Raw genomic sequence first — 20,586 nt, 5'->3', positions numbered from 1 at the left:
CGGCGCCAGCGGGCGTGCCGGGAGCGCTCGTCGCCGGGCGCGGCGGTCCGGTCGCTCACGGGGCGTCCAGCCGGTAGCCGACGCCGTGCACGGTGTGCACCAGCCGGGGCTCACCGGCCGCCTCCAGCTTGCGGCGCAGGTAACCGATGTACACCGCGAGGGAGTTGGAGTCGGGTCCGAAGTCCGCTCCCCAGACCCGCTCCATGATCAGCTCACGCGGCAGCACCTGCCCCGGGTTCTGCAGCAGCACTTCGAGGAGGGCGAACTCGGTCCGGGAGAACTCCAGCGCCCGGCCCGCCCGGCTGCCGGTACGGCTGACCGGATCGAGGGTCAGATCGCCCAGCACGTAGCCGTGGTCCGCCGCGGCGGGTGCGGCCCGGCGCAGCAGGGCACGTAGCCGGGCGGTCAGCTCGTCCAGCGCGAAGGGCTTCACCAGGTAGTCGTCGGCGCCCGCGTCCAGCCCGTCCACCCGGTCGCTGACCGAGTCCCGGGCGGTGAGCACCAGGATCGGGGTGCGGTCGCCGAGCGCCCGCAGCCGGCGGCAGACCGCCAGGCCGTCCAGCACCGGCATCATCAGGTCCAGCACCAGCGCGTCCGGCTGCCAGGCGGCCACCTCGCTCAGCGCGGCCAGGCCGTCGCCCGCGCCGCGGACGGTGTATCCGGCGACCGCGAGGCCGTCCTCGACGGCGGCCCGCACCTCGGGGTCGTCGTCCACCACCAGGATCCTGGGCGTCCTGTTGTTCTCGGGCACGCTGCTCATGGGGCAAGCCTCTCAAATACGGCTATTAGAACTCTCTTAGACCGACCGGGGCGCGACGTCGAGGCCACGCGGACAACACACCTGTCGGTGGTCATCGGCGCGGGCGGCACCGGAGGCCACATCCACCCCGGCGCGGCGCCTCGCCGGCGCCCGGGTGGCCCGGGGTGCCGCCGGGCGTACCGCAGGGCGCGCAGGTCGCAGCGAGGCCCACGGCACCGCGATCACCGTGCCGATCGGCGAGCGGCGCCCGCTGCAGCCGCAGTCGCCTGCGCCCCGACCGTTACACGGTCTGATCCCCGGTCGGCTGTCGGGGGTCACTCAGGGGTCGCTCAGGGAAGTTCCCTGATGATCGGTCACATCCGGGCGGGGCAGACTCGTGGTCGGGCCGGTCGATCGCCGGTCCGACCACGACCACCTCGGAGAGCTTGACCGTGAACTCCTCTGTCCGCCGCACCCGTTGGTCCACCATGGCTGCCTCCGGCGCTCTGCTGGTCGCCCTGGCCGCGGGTGTGGCCGCTCCCGCCTACGCTGCCACCCCGGCCCCGGCCGCCGCCGCTGCCACCGCCGCGCCGCTGCCGGGGCTCGACCCGGCCAAGCTCAAGGCGGCGATCGGCGGCCTGCCGAATGCGGACGTCACCGGTGCGCTGGTCCGGATCACCGGTAGCGCGGGCCACTGGTCGGGCACCTCGGGCGTGGGTGACCTGGAGACCGGTCAGGGCGTCCCGCAGAACGCGCACATCCGGATCGGCAGCATCTCCAAGGTCTTCACCGCCACGATCGTGCTCCAGCTCGCCGCCGAGCACCGGATCGACCTGGACGAGCCCGTCCAGCAGTACCTGCCGGGCGTCCTGCCCGCCGACATCCCGCCGGTCAAGGTCGGCCAGCTGCTCGATCACACCAGCGGTCTGCCGCGCGGCGTCGCCACCCCGGACTTCGGCGACGGTAGCGCCGAGTGGTTCGCCGCCAACCGCCTCAAGAGCTTCACCCCGCAGCAGACGGTCGACCTGATGGCCGGTCAGCCGATGGAGTTCGCGCCGGGCACCGCGCAGCAGTACAACGGGATGAACTACTACGTCGCCGGCATGCTGGTCGAGAAGATCACCGGGCACACCTTCGCCCACGAGGTGCAGTCCAGGATCACCCGTCCGCTCGGCCTGCACGACACCTACGTCCCGAACGCCGACGACCCGCGCCTGCCCGGCCCGCACTCCCACGGCTACCTGACCGTCAAGTCCGCGGACGGGACCACCCACCCCGTCGACGTCTCCGAGCAGAGCCCGTGGCCCTGGGCCGAGGGCGGCATGATCTCCACCCCCGCCGACCTCGACCGCTTCATCACCGAGCTCTTCCGCGGTCGCTTCCTCCCGCCCGCCCAGCAGGCCAAGCTCTTCACCGTCCCCGACGTCCCCAGCCACCACAGCAGCCAGTGCCGCACCGAGGCCGACGCCGGCCGGGCTTGCATGAGCATGGGCCTGATGCGGGTCAAGGCCTCCAACGGCGTCGTGGTCTGGGGCAAGACCGGCTCCCGCCCCGGCTACACCAGCGGCGTGTTCGCCACCCGCGACCTCGCCCGCAGGATCGTCTACTCCGTCAACCCCACCAACCTCAACGGCACCGAGGCCCCCTTCACCCTGAAGATCGCCGCGGCCTCCTTCGGCCCCGTGATCCCGGCGAAGAACTGATCCTCCGAAAGGGCCCGGTTGACGATTCGCTCACCTGAAGACCCGGCCGGCTGAAGACCCGGCCGGCTGAAGAGCCGGCCACCTGAAGAGCCGGCCACCTGAAGAGCCGGCCGTCCACTGCGGGCCGGGCTCCGGAAGATCCCCCGGAGCCCGGCCCGCACGGTTGCCGGGCCGGCCGGCCCGCGCACGACTCCGCGGGTGTCCGTCGCCCCGGCGTCGCCGGGGTGTGCTCAGCCCGCTTCCTGCGGACGTCCCAGCGGGCTGAGCAACAGGGTGGTGAAGCGGTGGATCCAGGCGGGGGTGATGGGGTGGCCGCTCACCAGCAGGCGGTGTTCGACGGTGCCGGCGATGGTGTCGAAGATGATGTCGATCTCCTCGGCGGCGGTGACCTCGTCGAGATCGGAGCCGAGTTCGCCACGGGACTGGGCCTGGGCGCGGCCCTGCTGGACCAGGTACTTCTGCGGCTCGACGATGCGTTCGCGGATCCGGCGGCGCAGCTGGGCGTCGCGGGATCCCTCGGCGAACAGGGCGAGCAGCGCGGCCTGGGTCTCCGGGCGGGCCAGCAGGGTGGCGAACTGGGCGACCACTGCCTCGATGTCGGCCCGCAGGCTGCCGAGGTCGACCATCTCCAGTTCGTCGAAGAGACTGGCGACCGCGTCGACCACCAGTTCGTTCTTGGACGGCCAGCGCCGGTAGAGGGTGGTCTTGGCGACGCCGGCCCGGGTGGCGACGTCACCCATGGTCAGTCCGCCCCAGCCGAGTTCGGCGAGGGCCTCCCTGGTGGCATCGAGGATCGCCAGGTCGGCGGCCGCGCTGCGGGGGCGTCCCTTGCCTCGTGGGGGCGTGGCCGGGGGGACGGCCTGGTCCGGAGCGGCGGGCTGCTGGGTGGTGGGGGCCACCGAGCCTCCTTGCTAGGGCCGGTCGATGCGCGTCCTTGCGATCTACCGGTGAGTAACGTGGGTGGGTCTGGTAACCGTAGCGATTTGTCCACCCCCTGGCAGCGGCGCGTGCGGGAAAGTGGGACAGCTCACGTCCCGAGTTCCCGAGGGGGTCTTGCGGCACCGGGCCGGGATGCAGATACGCTACGACTCGTAGCGAAAGAGCGGCAACCACGCGCCATGACCCAGGGATCGGGCGGGCGCGCGGCGCGGGTGGGGATCCGCGCCGGCTCTTCGGCACTGCTGCGGTACGGGAGGGGGGAACTCCCGAGGGGTGGGAAGCCGGTCCGGTGCGACCTTCTTCCGCCGGTTGGTGCACGTCACTCGCGCGGACGGGGGAGGATGGATCCATGCAGCCACGGAATTCGCGTCTCAACAGCTCCGCCCTGCGTGGTGCGGTCGACCTCGCCGCAGTGAAGGCGGCCGGTGAGGCCGCGCAGAAGGCCGAGCAGGCCAGGGCGGAGCGGGCCCGCCAGAACGCCGCCGCCGAAGCGGCCGGGATCGCCCCGCAGGGTGCGGCGTACCGGTTCGTCATCGATGTCACCGAGGAGACCTTCGAGACCGAGGTCGTGCAGCGCTCGACCGAGGTGCCGGTGGTCATCGACTTCTGGGCCGAGTGGTGCGGCCCGTGCAAGCAGCTCAGCCCGATCCTGGAGCGCCTCGCCGAGGAGTACGCCGGTCGGATCGTGCTCGCCAAGATCGATGTGGACGCCAACCAGCTGATCGCCCAGCAGTTCGGCATCCAGGGCATCCCGGCTGTGATGGCCGTGGTCGCCGGCCAGCTCGTCCCGCTCTTCCAGGGTGCCGAGAACGAGGCCAACGTCCGCAAGGTCCTGGACCAGCTGATCGCCGTCGCCGAGCAGCGCTTCGGCGTCGTCGGTACCGCCGCAGCCCCCGGCGAGGAGGCCCCCGCGGCCCCTCGCCGGCCGGAGGACCCGGCGCTGTCCGCCGCACACGACGCGCTCGACCGCGGTGACCTGGGCGGCGCCGTCCAGGCCTACCAGAACGTGCTGGCCGACCAGCCCGGCAACACCGAGGCCAAGCTGGGCCTGGCTCAGGCGCAGCTGCTGCTGCGGGTCGAGTCGCTGGACCCGCAGCAGGTCCGCGCGGCGGCCGCCGCCGACCCGAAGGACGTCGCCGCCCAGCTGGACGCTGCCGACCTGGACCTGGTCGGCGGGCATGTCGAGGATGCCTTCGGCCGCCTGGTCGACACCGTCGGCAGGACCTTCGGCGAGGACCGGGATGCCGCCCGGCTGCGGCTGCTGGAGCTGTTCGAGGTGATCGGCACGGAGGACCCGCGGGTGACGAAGGCGCGCAGTGCGCTCGCCCGGGTACTGTTCTGACGCTCGGTCAGGCAGTCGCCCGCGGTGGTCCGGTGGCACGGCGGGTGACCTGCGGTGCCGCCGGAGATTTGGCGACAAGCAGGCAAAAGCTGTGAGCTTTATCAAATCTTGACAATGCCCTCCGGCGGTCACCACGGGTGACCGCCGGAGGTGTTTCGTCCGTGTTTCCGGCGAATTTCACTGACGTACACGCGCTCGATTGTCACTCAGTGTGACATTCTTCTCGATCTCATGATCGATGTCGAGCGCTGTTGGATTACCCGTCAGTAATGAACCCCTTGTGCTTCGCCCTGGTTTCAAGCACGATCAGCCACGCCCGGTCCCCTACAAGGGGATCCCCACCGGGCAGCCGAAGGCCCGGTCCGGAGGCTTGAGGACAGGGGGGTGTCCGCGGATCCCACGCGCGGTTCCTGTCCTTCTCGCGGTCGCGCATCCCCGCGCGGTCGCTGGTTGTCGCTCGGGGGTGATCGCCGGTGTCGTCGGTCGTACCCGCTGTCGCGAAGACAGCCGGTGCCTGGAACGGGTGTGCCGTGAATGCGGCCGGACCCGGGTCCGCCGATGCCCACGGCCTTCTCCGCTACCGAGGACGTAGCTCTCTCCCATCCCAGGCCCAGGCCGGTGCGCCAAGTGCCGGACGCGGTCGGAGATGTACGTCCTAGAAGGAGGACACGCATGTCCCAGACTTACGGCAAGACCCGCTGGAAGCGCTTCGCGCTGGTGATGGTGCCGAGCATCGCGGCCACCGCGGCGATCGGTGTCGGCCTGGCGAACAACGCGCTCGCGGCGTCGTTCAGCGTCTCCGGCCAGCAGTTCAAGGTCAAGGCCGACTACCTGGACGGCAAGGACTTCGCCCAGTACGGCGACTGGGTCGATCACAAGGGCGGCTCGCACGACCTGAGCGACGGCGACCCGAACAAGCACGAGGTCGTGGCCGTCTCGACTTTCAGCCACGCGACCATCCACCACCTGTGCCAGTCCGTGAAGACCAAGATCCCGCTGCTCGGTACCTGGACCCTCCAGCTGAACGCGGGCGGCGACAAGGACCAGGACTACGTCCAGGCGGAGAACCTGGTGCTCGGGCTCAACAGCCTCGACGCGAACGCCCAGTTCGACAACATCAACATCGGCCAGGACGCCTCCACCCTGCCGAGCCCCGCGCAGGGCCAGGTCGGCGCGTTCGGTCAGACCGCGACCCACGCCACGCTGACCGACATCCAGCAGACCGCCTGGTCCACCTCGGCCAGCAAGTTCACGCTCAACAACCTGAAGCTCGGCCTGGTCAAGGGCGAGGGTGCAGGCATCGAGTGCTTCTAGGTCACTGACGGCCGGAGGCGCTCCGCCTTCGGTCAACGGTCCACCGTGGCAGGGGTGGTGGCGATGCTGCCGCCCCTGTCGTACCACCCGTTCGTCCCTCGTTTCCGCAATCGAGGAGCTTGCATCGTGTCCAGCGCAACTGCCATCGAGTGGCCCGAAGGGGCGAGCGGCTTCGGCCGACTCCGGCTGCGATTTAGGGCCTGGCGCCGTACCCGCCCGTTCTGGGGCGGGTTGCTGGCCGTGATCGCCGGTGTCCCGATCCTCTACTTCCCGTACGCGAACCTGCAGTTGGGGCAGCTGACGTTCACGATGGCCACCACGGCCGGCGCGGGCTCGCTGCTCATCGGGCTGCTAATGATGACCCTTGGTGTGACGGCCTGGTTCCAGCCGCTGGTGCGGATCTTCTGCGGGGTGGCCGTCACCATCCTGGCCCTGGTCTCCCTTCCGGTCGCGAACCTGGGTGGCTTCGGACTGGGCCTGATCCTCGGCCTGCTCGCCGGCGGCCTGCTCTGCTCCTGGGCCCCGCTGAAGCAGCCGGCTGCCCAACCGGCCGAGGCGGCGGCGCCCACGACCGCCGAGTACGCCGCCGAGCCCGACCAGGCCACCGCTGTCCCGGCGCAGGAGAAAGCTCCCGCCGAGCAGCCCGCGCCGGCCGTACAGCCGATGGCCGACCCTGGGGAGCAGCGGTGACCGACAGGGGCGAGGCGGCGGCCGCCCGGGTTTCGGGGCCCCGGCACGCCGCACCGAGGGCCAGTGCCCGGACCCGCCTGCGCGGCAAGGCGATCATGATCGCTGCCGTGCCGACCGCCCTGCTGATGGGGACTGTTCCGAGTATCGCCTCGGCCGACGTCCAGCCGGACAAGGCGTGTGCCACCGCCCCCGACACGGTGCTCGAAGAGACGCCGGTGCCGAAGAGCGAGATCACCCCGGTCCCGGACCCCAAGTCGACGTCCACGAAGGCCGCGTCGCCGAGCGCGCAGCCCAAGACGCGTACGCAGCAGCCAGCCGAGGAGCAGACGCCGACCGCCTCGCCGACGGCGGTGCCGACGCCGACCGCGAGCGCCACCGCGACCACGCATCCCAGACCCCAGCAGACGGCGGTGGGCAACTCGCCCGCTCCCAAGGCCGATTCGGTCCGCCCAGCCGGAATCCTGGACGACATCCTCGACCCGATCCTGCACCTCGGCAGCCCTCGCAGCCCGTCGCCGGGGCAGACCCCCGCGCCCAGCCCGACGCCGAGGTCCACACCGACGGTCACGCCCACCTCGACGGTCACGACCACCTCGACGGCCAGGTCCACTCCGGCGCCCGTGAAGACGCAGGCGCCCGCGGTCGGAACCCGGTCCGCCGAGCCGCCGTCCCCGGCCGATAGCGCCTCCGAGTCCCCGTCGGAGAGCCCGACCGCAACGGCGAAGCCCACGTCCACCGCGACCGCTTCGCCCTCGCCGTCCGCCTCGCCCAGCAAGAACCCCAACTGCCAGGTGGACAGCCGGGGCCTGGCCGCCGCTGCGGCGGAACCGGGGCACGTCGTCCCGGAGCAGAACTGGACGCTGCACTCGTCCACCCTCGGCCTGTACGGATCCAAGTTCTACGGCGTGGTGGACGTCCGCACCGCGACCGGTACCAAGCGGGTGCTGAAGTTCAAGGTGGACCGGGTCGACATCGGCGATCTCGACATGTCGACACTGGAGGGCAACGGCGTGACCTTCCACGTCAAGGGCGCCCCCGGCTCGACCTCCACCTTGCGCGACGGCGAGGTGACCATGTACGTGGAGCGACTCTCCGGTCACCTCAGCAAGGTCCTCGGACTGCCCATCCCGATCGACCTCGGCGAGATCACGCTGACCCCGGACACCCTGCCGCAGTGGCTGTACGACCTGATCGGCAGCATCCCGATCCCGCTCGACCTGGAGCTGAAGAACGTCACCGCCGTCCAGGCCGGTCAGTTCGGCGGCACTCTCCGGATCCCCGGCATGCAGATGTACAACGACAAACTGCCCTACGGCCAGTAGCACGCCGAAAACGACCGTGGGGCGCCCCGCCGGTAGAGACCGGAGGAGCGCCCCACGGGTGTTACGGGGCTACTCAGGCGCTACGACTACTACTGCCCCGAGCGAGCACCCAGGTGGTGCACCTGGACCATGTTGGTGTTGCCGGGGATGCCGGGCGGCGAGCCGGCGGTGACGATGACCGTGTCGCCCGTCTTGAGCAGCTGCTTGCTCAGCAGCTCCTGGTCGACCTGGACCACCATCTCGTCGGTGGTGTCGACCTGCTCGGTCACGTACGCCTCGACGCCCCAGCTCAGCGAGAGCTGGTTGCGGGTGGCGGCGTCCGGAGTGAAGGCGATCACCGGGATCGGCGAGCGGTAGCGGGAGAGCCGACGGGCGGTGTCACCGGACTTGGTGAAGGCGACCAGCGACTTGGCGTGCAGGAAGTCGCCCAGCTCGCACGCGGCGCGGGCGATCGAACCGCCCTGGGTGCGCGGCTTGCGGCCCGGGTTCAGCGGCTGGAGGCCCTGCGCCAGCAGCTCCTGCTCGGCCTGCTCGGCGATCCGGCTCATGGTCTTGACCGTCTCGACCGGGTACTTGCCGACGCTGGACTCGGCGGAGAGCATGACCGCGTCCGTGCCGTCCAGGATGGCGTTGGCGACGTCCGAGACCTCGGCGCGGGTCGGCCGGGAGGCGTGGATCATCGACTCCATCATCTGGGTGGCGACGATGACCGGCTTGGCGTTCCGGCGGCAGAGCGTGATCAGCTTCTTCTGTACCAGCGGGACCTTCTCCAGCGGGTACTCGACGGCGAGGTCGCCACGGGCCACCATGACCGCGTCGAAGGCGAGGACGATCTCCTCCATGGCCTCGACGGCCTGCGGCTTCTCGATCTTGGCGATGACCGGGACGCGGATGCCGACCTCGTCCATCACCTTGTGGACGTCCTCGACGTCCGCGGCGTTGCGGACGAAGGACAGCGCGACCATGTCGACGCCCAGGCGGAGCGCGAAGCGCAGGTCCTCCTTGTCCTTCTCGGACAGGGCCGGCACGTTCACGGCCGCGCCGGGGAGGTTGATCCCCTTGTTGTTCGAGAGCACGCCGCCCTCGACCACCACGGTCTTCACCCGCGGGCCGTCGACGCTGACGACCTCCAGGGCGATGACGCCGTCGTTGATCAGGATCGGGTCGCCGGGCTTCACATCGCCCGGGAGACCCTTGTAGGTGGTGCCGCAGATGTGCTGGTCGCCCGGCACGTCCTCGGTGGTGATGGTGAACTCGTCGCCGTTGTCGACGGTGACCGGGCCGTTGGCGAAGGTCGCAAGTCGGATCTTCGGGCCCTGGAGGTCGGCCAGCACACCGATGGTGCGGCCGGTGTCCTCGGACACCTGGCGGACCTTGCGGTACCGCTCCTCGTGCTCGGCGTGCGAGCCGTGGCTCATGTTGAGTCGGGCGACGTTCATGCCCGCTTCGACGATGGCCTTCAGCTGTTCGTAGGAGTCCGTCGCCGGACCCAGGGTGCAGACAATTTTCGCTCGGCGCATATCGGTCAGTCTATCCGTTCGTGTTATAGGCGCATTTAGTGCGATTGCTGAGGTATCGCCAACGAACCATCTCGACGGGCGGGACGCCGGGCTGATAAGCGCTCAGCTCGCAGCGCCCACCAGGGCGAAGGTCTGCTGTGCGATCTCCAGCTCCTCGTCCGTCGGCACCACGGCGACGGTGACCCGGGAGCATTCCGGGGAGATCACCCGGGCCTCGCCGGAGCGGACCGCGTTCAGCTCGGCGTCCACCGCGATGCCCAGTTCCTCCAGGCCCGCCATGGCCGCGGCCCGCACCGGCGCCGCGTTCTCACCGACACCCGCGGTGAAGGCGATCGCGTCCACCCGGCCGAGTACCGCGTAGTAACCGCCGATGTACTTGCGCAGCCGGTGGATGTACGTGTCGAAGGCGAGCCTGGCGTCCGCGTCGCCCTCCTCGGCCCGGCGCATGATCTCGCGCATGTCGTTGTCCCCGCACAGGCCGAGCAGGCCGCTGCGGCGGTTCAGCAGGTCATCGATCTCGTCGATGCTCAGCCCGCCGACCCGGTGCAGGTGGAAGACCACACCCGGGTCCACATCACCGGAACGGGTGCCCATGACCAGGCCCTCCAACGGGGTCAGACCCATCGAGGTGTCCACGCAGACGCCGCCGGCGACGGCCGAGGCCGAGCCGCCGTTACCCAGGTGCAGCACGATCACGTTGACCTCGGCCGGGTCCTTGCCGAGCAGTGCGGCGGTGGCCCGGGAGACGTACTGGTGCGAGGTGCCGTGGAAGCCGTAGCGGCGGACCCGGTGCTCGTCGGCCACCGCCTTGTCGATCGCGTACCGGGCCGCGTACTCGGGCATGTTCGCGTGGAAGGCGGTGTCGAAGACCGCCACCTGCGGCAGGTCGGGGCGCAGCCCGCGGGCCACCTCGATACCGGTGATGTTGGCCGGGTTGTGCAGCGGGGCGACCGGGATCAGCCGGCGGATCTCGGTGAGCACCTCGTCGGTGATCAGCGTCGGGGCGGTGAACCGCTTGCCGCCGTGCACCACCCGGTGGCCGATCGCGGCCAGCTCCGGCGAGTTCAGACCGATCCCGTCGGCGGTCAGCTCCTCGGCGACCGCCTTGAGCGCGGCACCGTGGTCCGGGTAGACCTGCTCGGTCTCCCGTGTCACCCCGCCGCGCGGGGTGTGCACCAGCCGCCCGCCGGCCTCGCCGATCCGCTCCACCAGGCCCGAGGCCAGCCGGGAGCCGTCGAGCATGTCGATCAGCTGGTACTTGACCGACGAGGAGCCGGCGTTGAGGACGAGGACGCGGGTGCCATTGCTCACTGGATCGTTCCTTCGGTGGCAGCGGGCGACTGGGACTGGATGGCCGTGATCGCGACCGTGTTGACGATGTCCTGGACCAGGGCGCCGCGGGAGAGGTCGTTGACCGGCTTGCGCAGGCCCTGGAGCACCGGGCCGACCGCCACGGCGCCGGCCGAGCGCTGCACGGCCTTGTAGGTGTTGTTGCCGGTGTTGAGGTCCGGGAAGATCAGCACGGTCGCCCGGCCGGCCACCGGGGAGCCCGGCAGCTTGGTGGCCGCGACGCGGGCGTCCACCGCGGCGTCGTACTGGATCGGGCCCTCGACCAGGATGTCCGGGCGCAGTTCGCGGACCAGCTCGGTGGCCCTGCGGACCTTGTCCACGTCCGCGCCGGAGCCCGAGGTGCCGGTCGAGTACGAGAGCATCGCGACCCTTGGCTCGACCCCGAACTGGGCGGCGGTCTCGGCGGACTGGACGGCGATGTCGGCCAGCTGCTGGGCGTCCGGGTCCGGGTTCACCGCGCAGTCGCCGTAGACCAGCACCTTGTCGGCCAGGCACATGAAGAAGACCGAGGAGACGATCGAGGCGCCCGGTGAGGTCTTGATCACCTCGAAGGCGGGGCGGATGGTCGCGGCGGTGGAGTGCACCGCGCCGGAGACCATGCCGTCGGCGATGCCCTCCTGCACCATCAGGGTGCCGAAGTAGGAGACGTCCGTGACCACGTCCAGGGCGAGCTCGACCGTCATGCCCTTGTGGGCGCGCAGCCCGGCGTACAGCTCGGCGAACCGCTGGCGCAGCGGGCTGGTCGCCGGGTCGACGATCCGCACCTGGGCGCGGTCGGTGCCGTCGTCCCGCGGGAGGTCGATGCCCAGGCTCGCGGCCTTGCGGCGGATCGCCTCCGGCTCGCCGAGCAAGGTGAGGTCGCAGATGTTGCGGCGAAGCAGGATCTCGGCGGCCCGCAGCACCCGCTCCTCGGTGCCCTCGGGCAGCACCACGTGCCGGCGGTCGCCACGGGCGCGTTCCAGCAACTCGTGCTCGAACATCATCGGGGTGACCCGCTCGGACCGGCTCAGCTCGATCCGGTTGGTCAATTCGGCGGTGTCCACGTGGAGTTCGAACAGGCCGAGGGCGATATCGGCCTTCCGCGGGCTGGCCGGGCCGAGCCGGCCCTCAAGGTGGGTCAGCGCGGCGGCGGTGGGCCAGCTGCCCTCGGGGACCACCGCGACCGGGGTGCCGGGGGCGAGCCGGGCGGCCAGCGCCATCACGTTGGGGCCCGGGTGCTGGCCGAGAGTGAGCAGCACGCCCGCGATCGGCGGGGCGCCGGCGGCGTGCGCGGCCAGCGAGCCCACCACCAGGTCGGCGCGGTCCCCGGGGGTGACCACCAGGGCGCCCTCGGTCAGCGCGTCCAGGAAGGTCGGCAGCATCGCGCCGCCGAAGACGAAGGAGCGCACGTCCCGGGCGAGGCCGGCCGCGTCGCCGAGCAGCACTTCGGCGTCGGTCGCCTCCACCAGCTGCGCCACGGTCGGCGCGGCCAGCGCCGACTCCTCGGGGATCACGTAGGAGGGGATCGGGAGCTTCTCCGAGAGCGCCCGCTGGACCTGCTGCTTGAGGCCGGGCGCGACCCGGTTGGCGATCATCGCCAGGGTCGAACAGCCCAGGTCGAGGTAGGCCCGGTGGGCGCCCAGGACCTCGGCGATCACGGCCTGCGGGTCCTCGTCGTGGCCGCCGACCACCGGGAGCACCCAGGCGCCGAACTCGTTCGCCAGTCGGGCGTTGAAGGCCAGCTCGTCCGGGATGTTGGTACCGGCGAAGTCCGTGCCGAGCACCAGCACCGCCTGGCACTTGCGCTCCACCGCGCGGAACCGGTCCACCAGGGCGGACACCAGTTCCTCCTGGCCCTGCGCGGCCTGCAGGGCGGCGGCCTCCTCGTAGGTCAGCCCGTACAACTCGGTGGGCGACAGGTCCAGGCGGTACCGGTCGCGGAGCAGCTCGACCACGTGGTCGGTGCCGCTCTCGCCGGGGGCCGCGGCGTGCACCAGCGGCCGGAAGACGCCGACCCGGTCCACCTGGCGGGTGAGCAGTTCCATGACCCCGAGTTCCACGGCCTGCCGGCCGTCCCCCCGGTCGATCCCGGTCACGTACACGCTGCGCGCCACGTGGCAATCTCCGTTTCGTCGGCATGGTCAGCAGGAAGAAGACATATCGACCATACCTTCGAGCCCGGCGTGTCCGCCGGGGCCTGCTCCAACCTCCGAACGCAAGGGACCAAGGTCCCGATCCGGATCGTGGCCGGGCGGTCGGGGTGCCGCCGCAGACGCCGCGTCCCGGGGCGCCCCGGCCGGCGGTTCAGCCGGGCCTAGAAGTTCAGCCAGACCAGGCAACCGAGCCCGGCGAGGGTGCAGTAGACCGCGAACGGCGTCATGCTGCGGCTCTCGAAGTACTTGGTGAGGAAGCGGACCGAGACGTACCCGGCGGCGAAGGCGGCCACGCTGCCGGCCAGCAGCGGGCCGCGCACGGCGGAGTTCTCCGGCTTGAGAAGCTCCGGCAGCTTGAGCGCGGACGCGGCCAGGATGACCGGAGTGGCGAGCAGGAAGGAGAAGCGGGCGGCGTCCTCGTGGCCCAGGCCGCGCAGCACGCCGGCGCTCATGGTGACGCCGGAGCGGCTGATCCCGGGGAGGAGGGCGAGGATCTGCGCGGCCCCGATCCAGGCGCCCTGGCGGTAGTTCAGCCGGGCGAGCCGGCGGTCGGACTCCAGCTCGGGATCGCTGTCCGGGGCGTGGCCGGCGGACTGCCCGGCCCGGCGGCGGCCGGTGCCGCCGCGCTTGAGCCGCTCGGCGCCGAGCAGCACCAGGCCGTTCAGTGCGAGGAAGATCGCCGCCGGCGTGGGCTTGCCGAGGGCGTCGCGCAGCAGGTGGTCCAGCGCGAGCCCGGCGATGCCGACCGGGATGGTGGAGATCACCAGCAGCCAGGCCAGCTTCTGGTCCGGAGAGGCGACCTCGCGGTCGCGGATCGAGCTGAACAGGCCCTTGATGATCCTGATCCAGTCCCGCCGGAAGAACACCACCAGGGCCAGCGCGGTGGCCAGGTGCAGGCCGACCAGCACCGAGAGATACGGCGAGCCGTCCGCGGTGACGTCCAGGTCGGTCTTGGTCTGCCCGCCGATCAGCGCGGGTATCAGGATGCTGTGGCCCAGGCTGGACACCGGGAAGAGCTCGGTGACGCCCTGCAGCAGGCCCACACCGACGGATTCCAGGTAGGTCAGGGACGACATCACACACTCTCGGCTCTGAGATCCGGCTCTCGATGGGCACGACCACGCACCTCGACGGGTGTTCAGAGGTCGGCTCCCGCGAACGTACTACAGCGCCGTAGACACCTGGACGTCGTTCCCCGACTGTTTACCGACTGCTCATCGCGGGGCCAATCAGGCGGGCCGCAGCCAGAGGGTGGCCAGCGGCGGCACGATCAGCTCGGCGCTGCGGGGCTGCCCGTTCCACGGGGTGGTCTCGGTCTTGATGGGCTGGGAGTTGGCGGTGCCGCTGCCGCCGTAGACCTCGGCGTCGGTGTTGAGCACCTCGTTCCAGAGCTGGTCGCGGCCCGGCAGCGAGGGCAGACCGACCCGGTGGCCGTGCCGGACGACGGGGGAGAAGTTGCTGATCGCGACCAGCGGAGAGCCGTCGGCGGCGTAGCGGACGAAGGCGAACAGGTTGTCGTCGGCCGCGCCGCCGTCCAGCCAGCGGAAGCCGTCGGGAGTGGTGTCCTGCTCCCAGAGGGCGGGAGTGTCGCGGTAGACCCGGTTGAGCTCGCGCACCAGCCGCTGGACGCCCAGGTGCTCCCCGGCGGCCGGCCACTGCTCGTCCAGCACCCACCACTGCGGTCCGCTCTCGTGGTGCCACTCCGCGCCCTGGGCGAACTCCTGCCCCATGAACAGGAGTTGCTTGCCGGGGTGGGACCACATGAAGCCGAGGTAGGCGCGGTGGTTGGCGCGTTGCTGCCACCAGTCGCCGGGCATCTTGGCGACCAGGGCCTGCTTCCCGTGCACCACCTCGTCGTGCGAGATCGGCAGGATGTAGTTCTCCGAGTACGCGTACACCATCGAGAAGGTCATCTCGTTGTGGTGGTACTTGCGGTGCACCGGGTCCTTGGACATGTAGACCAGCGAGTCGTGCATCCAGCCCATGTTCCACTTCAGCCCGAAGCCCAGGCCCCCGCTGTGGGTGGGCCGGGTGACGCCGTCCCAGGCGGTGGACTCCTCGGCGATGGTGATCACGCCTGGGCAGCGGCGGTAGACGGTCGCGTTCATCTCCTGGAGGAAGGAGGCGGCGTCCAGGTTCTCCCGCCCGCCGTACTGGTTGGGGTTCCAGCCGCCGCCCTCGCGGGAGTAGTCGAGGTAGAGCATCGAGGCGACCGCGTCCACCCGTAGGCCGTCGATGTGGAACTCCTCGCACCAGTACACGGCGTTGGCGACCAGGAAGTTGCGCACCTCGGTGCGGCCGTAGTCGAACTCCAGGGTGCCCCAGTCGGGGTGCTCGGCGCGCAGCGGGTCGGCCGGTTCGTACAGCGGCTCGCCGTCGAAGCGGGCGAGTGCGAAGTCGTCCTTGGGGAAGTGCGCGGGCACCCAGTCGACGATCACGCCGATGCCGTGCCGGTGCAGGGTGTCGATCAGGTACCTGAAGTCGTCCGGGCTGCCGAGCCGGGCGGTGGGGGCGTAGAAGCCGGAGACCTGGTAGCCCCAGGAGCCGCCGAAGGGGTGCTCCATCACCGGCATGAACTCCACATGGGTGAAGCCCAGGTCCTTGAGGTAGCCGGGGAGTTCGGCGGCGATCTCGCGGTAGCCGGTGAGGTCGGGGCGCCAGGAGGGCAGGTGCAGCTCGTACACCGACATGGGCGCGCGGTGGTGCACGGAGTGCGCCCGGCGCGCCATCCACTCGGCGTCCTGCCACTCGTGCCGGGAGACGGTCACCACCGAGGCGGTGTCCGGCGGGCACTGGGCGGCCCGGGCCAGCGGGTCGGCCTTCTTCAGCACCCAGCCCTGCCGGGTGTGGATCTCGTACTTGTACATGGCGCCTTCGCCCAGGTCCGGGACGAACAACTCCCAGACGCCGGAGGAACCCAGCGAGCGCATCGGGTGGCCGGTGCCGTCCCAGTGGTTGAAGTCGCCGATCAGCCGGACCCCGACGGCGTTCGGTGCCCACACCGCGAAGGCGGTGCCGCGGACGCCGTCCACCTCCCGGACGTGCGAGCCGAGCGCCCGCCAGAGCTGCTCGTGCCGGCCCTCGGAGATCAGGTGCAGATCGAGCTCGCCGAGGGTGGGCCCGGTCCGGTAGCCGTCGTGCTGCGGCAGCGGCCCGCCGCCGGGGTAACTGACCTGCAGCCGGTACGGCGGGATGACGCGGCCCGGCAGCAGGCCGGTGAACAGGCCGCCCTGCAGGTGGGTCAGCTCGGCCGGGCCGTGCTCGGTCTCCACCACCACCCGTTCGGCGAACGGGCGCAGCACCCGGATCGCGATCCCCTCGGCGGTGACGTGCGCGCCGAGCAGCGAGTGCGGGTCGTGGTGCTCGCCGCGCAGCAGCCGCTCGATCTCGGCCGGTGGCAGCGGCGCCTCCGGGAGGCGCAGCGCCGCCGGTGCCGCTTCGGGGCGCTCGGCCTGCTCGGGCCGGTCCGGGACGGTGGGGGCCGGAGCGGGCGACGGTGCCCGGTCCGGTGTCGTCGGCCGTGCCGCCGGCGCCGGGGCGGCAGCCTTGGACTGAGCACTTTCGCCGGACCTTCCGGTCCGCCCCGGCAGGAAGGTGGCGGGCACCGCGGGCTTGGAGCGGTCGGGCTTCGGGCCGAGCGGGGTCACGGCGGAGTCCTCCTGGGCATCGGATGTCGGGGGACCGGGCGGGCCGACCCCCGTCGTGGTGTGGGGGATGGTCAGACGGTCAGGGCCAGGCGGTTGATGGCGGCCAGCGGGATGGGCAGCCAGCTGGGCCGGTGCCGCGCCTCGTAGACCACCTCGTAGACCGCCTTGTCGATCTCCAGCGCGCGCATCAGCTCCGGCGAGGCGGACGGGTCGCTCCCGCCGCCCGCGGTGTAGCCCGCGCAGTACGCCGTCCGGTTGCGGCCCGCCCAGGCCGCCGCCAGGTGGGCGAGTTCGGGATCGGGTGGCGCACCGGCCAGCAGATGGGCGGCGGCGTAGTCGAAGGAGCGGAGCATCGCGGCGACGTCCCGCAGCGCGGGCTGCGGCAGCCGCCGCTCGGCGAGCGGCTTGGCGGGCTCGCCCTCGAAGTCCAGCAGCACCCAGCCGTGCGGGGTGCGCATGGCCTGGCCGAGGTGGAGGTCGCCGTGGATGCGCTGCACCGGCAGCCCGTCCAGGTGGTCGGCGGTCAGCTGACGGAAGGCGGTGCGCAGCGCGGCCCGGTAGCGCATCAGGCCGGGGACGGCGGCCACAGCGCTGTCCAGCCGCTCGGCCATCGCCCCGGCCATCAGGCTGATCTGGGCGCGGTCGAGCCGGGCCACCGGCATGGACCTGGCCAGCACCCGGTGCACCTCGGCGGTGGCCCGGCCGAGCCGGTGCGCCTCGATCGCGAAGTTGCCCGGGGACGGGTCGCCCTTGAGCCTGGCGACCTGGTCCAGGGCGAGCTCCCAGCCGTCCTCGGCGTCCGGGAGGTAGCGCTGGAGCAGGCCGAGGGTGGCCGGTTCCGATCGCTCCAGCCGGCACTCGAACCAGGCGGCGACCCGGGGGATCCGGGTGGACCCGGCCCGGGAGAGGGCGAGCGAGAGCTCCAGGTCCGGGTTGGTACCGGGGCTGATCCGGCGGAAGAGCTTGAGGATGAAGGCGGTGCCGTAGATCACCGAGGTGTTGGACTGCTCGGCGGTGGAGGCCCGTCCCGGCAGGTTGCCCGGCAGCCCGGGGCCCGGGGTGCGGCGGAAGGAGAGCGAGCCGAACCGGTCCCCGGTGGCCATGTGTTCGAGCAGGCGGCCGGTCAGCTCGGGGTCGTGCACCGCGTCGTAGACCAGCGCGCCGTCGTGCTGGCCGCCGCTGAGCCGCCCCAGCACCGCGGAGGGGGCGATCGAGTTCGGCGGCTGCGAGCGGATGCCCAGCAGCAGCTGGTAGATGTCGCCGTACGCGGCGGAGCCGTCGCCGGCGTGCTCGACCCTGAGCAGCAGGTGTAGCAGGGTCGGGTCGCCGACCTGGAGCGGCGTGCCCACCACCGGGGTGAGGCCCGTGATGGCACGCCCCTTGCCCGCGTACCAACGCTGACCGGGCAGCCAGGCGGCGATCAGCGGCAGCGCGGCCTGGACCAGTTCGCTGACCCCGGGGCTGGTCCTCCGCACCCCGGTGCTGCGCGTCCCGACGGGCCCGGTGGCCGGCTGTGCGGGATCGCTGTGCACATGGGCTTGAGAACGGGAGGTTTCGGACATGACTCCCTTTCCCCGGAAGCGGGCCGACTGCCCGACGGGTCTGGCCGGGTCCGTCAGTCTTCCGGATTTCGGCGGCGCGGCGGCGACGGCACGCGAGGTGGGCTCGGGTGTCACGCCATAGTGTGGGTGGCCGTTGGGCTGTTAGCCGTACGCGGTGGTGCAGAGAGAATCCGGGGGCGCGGGGGGTGGTTCGCGCGCCCCCGGGGGGTGGAACCTGATGGTTCGTTACTTCCCGGCCGTCTCCCGGCGGCCGCCGCTCCCACCGTCCTTACCTGGTGCGGGGGTTGCGCAGTTGGAACCAGTAGAAGCCGTGCCCCGCCAGGGTGAGCAGGTAGGGCCATTCGCCGATGGACGGGAAGCGCACGCCCCCGATCAGCTCGACCGGGTACCGCCCCCCGTAACGCCGCAGGTCCAGTTCGGTCGGCTGCGCGAACCGCGAGAAGTTGTTCACGCACATGACCAGGTCGCCCTCGTGCTCGCGCACGAAGGCCAGCACCGCGGGATTGCTGGAGGGCAGCTCGGTGTAGCTGCCGAGGCCGAACGCGGGGTTGAGCTTGCGGATCTCGATCATGCGACGCGTCCAGTGCAGCAGGGAGGACGAACTGCTCTGCTGCGCCTCGACGTTGGTCACCTGGTAGCCGTACACCGGATCCATGATGGGCGGCAGACTGAGCCTGCCCGGGTCGGCGGAGGAGAAACCCGCGTTGCGGTCGGGCGTCCACTGCATGGGGGTGCGGACGCCGTCTCGGTCGCCCAGCCAGATGTTGTCGCCCATCCCGATCTCGTCGCCGTAGTAGAGCACCGGTGAGCCCGGCAGCGACAGGAGCAGGGCGGTGAAGAGCTCGATCTGGTTGCGGTCGTTCTCCAGCAGCGGGGCGAGCCGGCGGCGGATGCCCACGTTGGCCCGCATCCGCGGGTCCTTGGCGTACTCCGCGTACATGTAGTCGCGTTCCTCGTCGGTGACCATCTCCAGGGTCAACTCGTCGTGGTTGCGCAGGAAGATGCCCCACTGGCAGCCGGAGGGGATGGTCGGCGTCTTGGCGAGGACCTCGGAGACCGGGTAGCGCGACTCCCGGCGTACGGCCATGAAGATCCGCGGCATCACCGGGAAGTGGAACGCCATGTGGCACTCGTCGCCGCCGGAGCCGAAGTCGCCGAAGTAGTCGACCACGTCCTCGGGCCACTGGTTGGCCTCGGCCAGCAGCACGGTGTCCGGGTAGTCGGCGTCGATCTCCTTGCGGACGCGCTTCAGGAAGTCGTGGGTCTCCGGCAGGTTCTCGCAGTTGGTGCCCTCGCGCGCGAACAGGTACGGCACCGCGTCGAGCCGGAAGCCGTCGATGCCGAGGTCCAGCCAGAACCGCAGGGCCGCGATCACCTCCTCCTGCACCCGCGGGTTGTCGTAGTTGAGGTCGGGCTGGTGCGAGAAGAACCGGTGCCAGAAGTACTGCTTGCGGACCGGGTCGTAGGTCCAGTTGCTGGTCTCGGTGTCGACGAAGATGATCCGGGCGTCGGGGTACTGCTTGTCGTCGTCCGCCCAGACGTAGAAGTCGCCGTACGGTCCGTCAGGATCGTTGCGGGAGGCCTGGAACCACGGGTGCTGGTCGCTGGTGTGGTTCATCACGAAGTCGATGATCACGCGCATGCCGCGCTTGTGCGCGGCGTCGACGAACTCCACGAAGTCGGCCAGGTCGCCGAACTCCGGCAGCACCGACTTGTAGTCGGCCACGTCGTAGCCGCCGTCGCGCAGCGGGGAGGCGAAGAAGGGTGGCAGCCATAGGCAGTCCACGCCGAGCCACTGGAGGTAGTCCAGCTTGGAGGTGAGCCCCTTGAGGTCGCCGATCCCGTCGCCGTTGCTGTCCTGGAAGGAGCGGACCAGGACCTCGTAGAAGACCGCGCGTTTGAACCACTCGGGATCCAGGTTCCTGGGGGAGGTTTCGGCGAAGGTGTCGGCGACGGGCTCGTTGACTGTCACTGAGGGTTCCTCCGAACCGTGAGGATGTGGGCCGGGCCCGTGGCGGGGTCGAGCCGGACGTAGTTGTGCCTGGCCCAGGTGTAGGCGGTGCCGGTGAGTTCGTCGTGCACGCTCAAGCTGTGGTCGCTGTCGAGGGTCACGGTCGCTTCCTGGGCGTGGTGGGGGTCGAGGTTGACCACGGTGATGACGTGGTCGGTCAGGCCGTCAGGGGTGATGGCCTTCTTCGAGTAGGCGAGGATGCGGTCGTTGTCGGTCCCGTGGAAGGTGATGTTCCGTAGTTGCTGGAGGGCGGGGTGGCGGCGGCGGAGCCGGTTGAGGGTGGTGATCAGGGGGGTGAGGGTGTCGGGGCCGGTC

At 70.9% G+C, this 20,586-nt stretch carries 14 protein-coding genes and 1 pseudogene; 5 read left to right on the top strand and 10 right to left on the bottom strand.

Going from position 1 to position 20,586, the window contains the following annotated elements; all coding sequences use genetic code 11:
- Window positions 1-55 precede the first annotated feature (55 nt).
- Entirely contained in the window at window positions 56-760 is a 705-nt protein-coding gene (locus tag ACZ5ON_RS11940) for a response regulator transcription factor (RefSeq protein WP_465589501.1), read from the bottom strand.
- 431 nt (window positions 761-1,191) lie between these two features.
- Between ACZ5ON_RS11940 and ACZ5ON_RS11935 the strand changes: the two genes are divergently transcribed.
- Window positions 1,192-2,442, top strand: coding sequence for a serine hydrolase domain-containing protein (locus ACZ5ON_RS11935; RefSeq protein ID WP_465589496.1), 1,251 nt, complete (start codon window positions 1,192-1,194; stop codon window positions 2,440-2,442).
- Between the two features lie 230 nt (window positions 2,443-2,672).
- On the opposite strand, the gene ACZ5ON_RS11930 is transcribed toward ACZ5ON_RS11935, so the two are convergent.
- Window positions 2,673-3,341, bottom strand: coding sequence for a TetR/AcrR family transcriptional regulator (locus tag ACZ5ON_RS11930; protein ID WP_465589492.1), 669 nt, complete (start codon window positions 3,339-3,341; stop codon window positions 2,673-2,675).
- Window positions 3,342-3,730: 389 nt separating this feature from the next.
- On the opposite strand from ACZ5ON_RS11930, the gene trxA reads away from it, so the two are divergent.
- From trxA to ACZ5ON_RS11910, 4 genes are all read left to right on the top strand, one after another.
- On the top strand, window positions 3,731-4,723 hold the full coding sequence (gene trxA, locus ACZ5ON_RS11925; RefSeq protein WP_465589489.1) for a thioredoxin: 993 nt from the start codon (window positions 3,731-3,733) through the stop codon (window positions 4,721-4,723).
- Between the two features lie 672 nt (window positions 4,724-5,395).
- Window positions 5,396-6,037, top strand: coding sequence for a DUF6230 family protein (locus ACZ5ON_RS11920; protein WP_465589486.1), 642 nt, complete (start codon window positions 5,396-5,398; stop codon window positions 6,035-6,037).
- A gap of 126 nt (window positions 6,038-6,163) precedes the next feature.
- Window positions 6,164-6,727 carry a DUF6114 domain-containing protein gene (locus ACZ5ON_RS11915; protein ID WP_465589483.1) on the top strand — a complete coding sequence of 188 codons (564 nt, stop codon included), beginning with the start codon at window positions 6,164-6,166 and terminating at the stop codon, window positions 6,725-6,727.
- Window positions 6,724-8,049, top strand: coding sequence for a hypothetical protein (locus ACZ5ON_RS11910; RefSeq protein WP_465589480.1), 1,326 nt, complete (start codon window positions 6,724-6,726; stop codon window positions 8,047-8,049). The genes ACZ5ON_RS11915 and ACZ5ON_RS11910 overlap by 4 nt, the downstream gene beginning before the upstream one ends.
- Before the next feature lie 89 nt (window positions 8,050-8,138).
- Here ACZ5ON_RS11910 and pyk read toward each other — a convergent pair whose 3' ends face one another.
- From pyk to ACZ5ON_RS11870, 8 genes and pseudogenes are all read right to left on the bottom strand, one after another.
- Window positions 8,139-9,569: a pyruvate kinase gene (gene pyk, locus ACZ5ON_RS11905; RefSeq protein ID WP_465589477.1), complete on the bottom strand. Its 1,431-nt coding sequence runs from the start codon at window positions 9,567-9,569 to the stop codon at window positions 8,139-8,141.
- A 102-nt stretch (window positions 9,570-9,671) separates the two neighbouring features.
- Window positions 9,672-10,880 carry an acetate kinase gene (locus ACZ5ON_RS11900; protein WP_465589474.1) on the bottom strand — a complete coding sequence of 403 codons (1,209 nt, stop codon included), beginning with the start codon at window positions 10,878-10,880 and terminating at the stop codon, window positions 9,672-9,674.
- On the bottom strand, window positions 10,877-13,012 hold the full coding sequence (gene pta / locus ACZ5ON_RS11895; RefSeq protein ID WP_465589471.1) for a phosphate acetyltransferase: 2,136 nt from the start codon (window positions 13,010-13,012) through the stop codon (window positions 10,877-10,879). Before pta ends, ACZ5ON_RS11900 begins: the two co-directional genes overlap by 4 nt.
- Window positions 13,013-13,212: 200 nt before the next feature.
- Complete coding sequence (locus ACZ5ON_RS11890) at window positions 13,213-14,127, bottom strand: undecaprenyl-diphosphate phosphatase (protein WP_465589468.1); 915 nt, start codon at window positions 14,125-14,127, stop codon at window positions 13,213-13,215.
- Between the two features lie 153 nt (window positions 14,128-14,280).
- Complete coding sequence (gene glgB / locus ACZ5ON_RS11885) at window positions 14,281-16,698, bottom strand: 1,4-alpha-glucan branching protein GlgB (RefSeq protein ID WP_465589465.1); 2,418 nt, start codon at window positions 16,696-16,698, stop codon at window positions 14,281-14,283.
- A 71-nt stretch (window positions 16,699-16,769) separates the two neighbouring features.
- Complete coding sequence (locus ACZ5ON_RS11880) at window positions 16,770-18,260, bottom strand: maltokinase N-terminal cap-like domain-containing protein (protein WP_465589462.1); 1,491 nt, start codon at window positions 18,258-18,260, stop codon at window positions 16,770-16,772.
- 268 nt (window positions 18,261-18,528) lie between these two features.
- On the bottom strand, window positions 18,529-20,232 hold the full coding sequence (gene treS, locus ACZ5ON_RS11875) for a maltose alpha-D-glucosyltransferase (RefSeq protein WP_465589459.1): 1,704 nt from the start codon (window positions 20,230-20,232) through the stop codon (window positions 18,529-18,531).
- Window positions 20,229-20,586 (bottom strand): annotated as a pseudogene (locus ACZ5ON_RS11870) (alpha-1,4-glucan--maltose-1-phosphate maltosyltransferase); the annotation flags it as partial. The pseudogene ACZ5ON_RS11870 and the gene treS, both read right to left, overlap by 4 nt.

Source organism: Kitasatospora sp. NPDC032150 (assembly GCF_055579945.1).
Note: the sequence above shows the minus strand (reverse complement) of the source record. Positions and strands in the feature narration are given on the sequence as shown.

Coding starts and splice junctions, on each gene's coding strand:
- pyk (WP_465589477.1), bottom strand. CDS start 9,569: ATGCGCCGAGCGAAAATTGTCTGCACCCTGGGTCCGGCGACGGACTCC.
- ACZ5ON_RS11940 (WP_465589501.1), bottom strand. CDS start 760: ATGAGCAGCGTGCCCGAGAACAACAGGACGCCCAGGATCCTGGTGGTG.
- ACZ5ON_RS11890 (WP_465589468.1), bottom strand. CDS start 14,127: ATGTCGTCCCTGACCTACCTGGAATCCGTCGGTGTGGGCCTGCTGCAG.
- ACZ5ON_RS11920 (WP_465589486.1), top strand. CDS start 5,396: ATGTCCCAGACTTACGGCAAGACCCGCTGGAAGCGCTTCGCGCTGGTG.
- trxA (WP_465589489.1), top strand. CDS start 3,731: ATGCAGCCACGGAATTCGCGTCTCAACAGCTCCGCCCTGCGTGGTGCG.
- ACZ5ON_RS11880 (WP_465589462.1), bottom strand. CDS start 18,260: ATGTCCGAAACCTCCCGTTCTCAAGCCCATGTGCACAGCGATCCCGCA.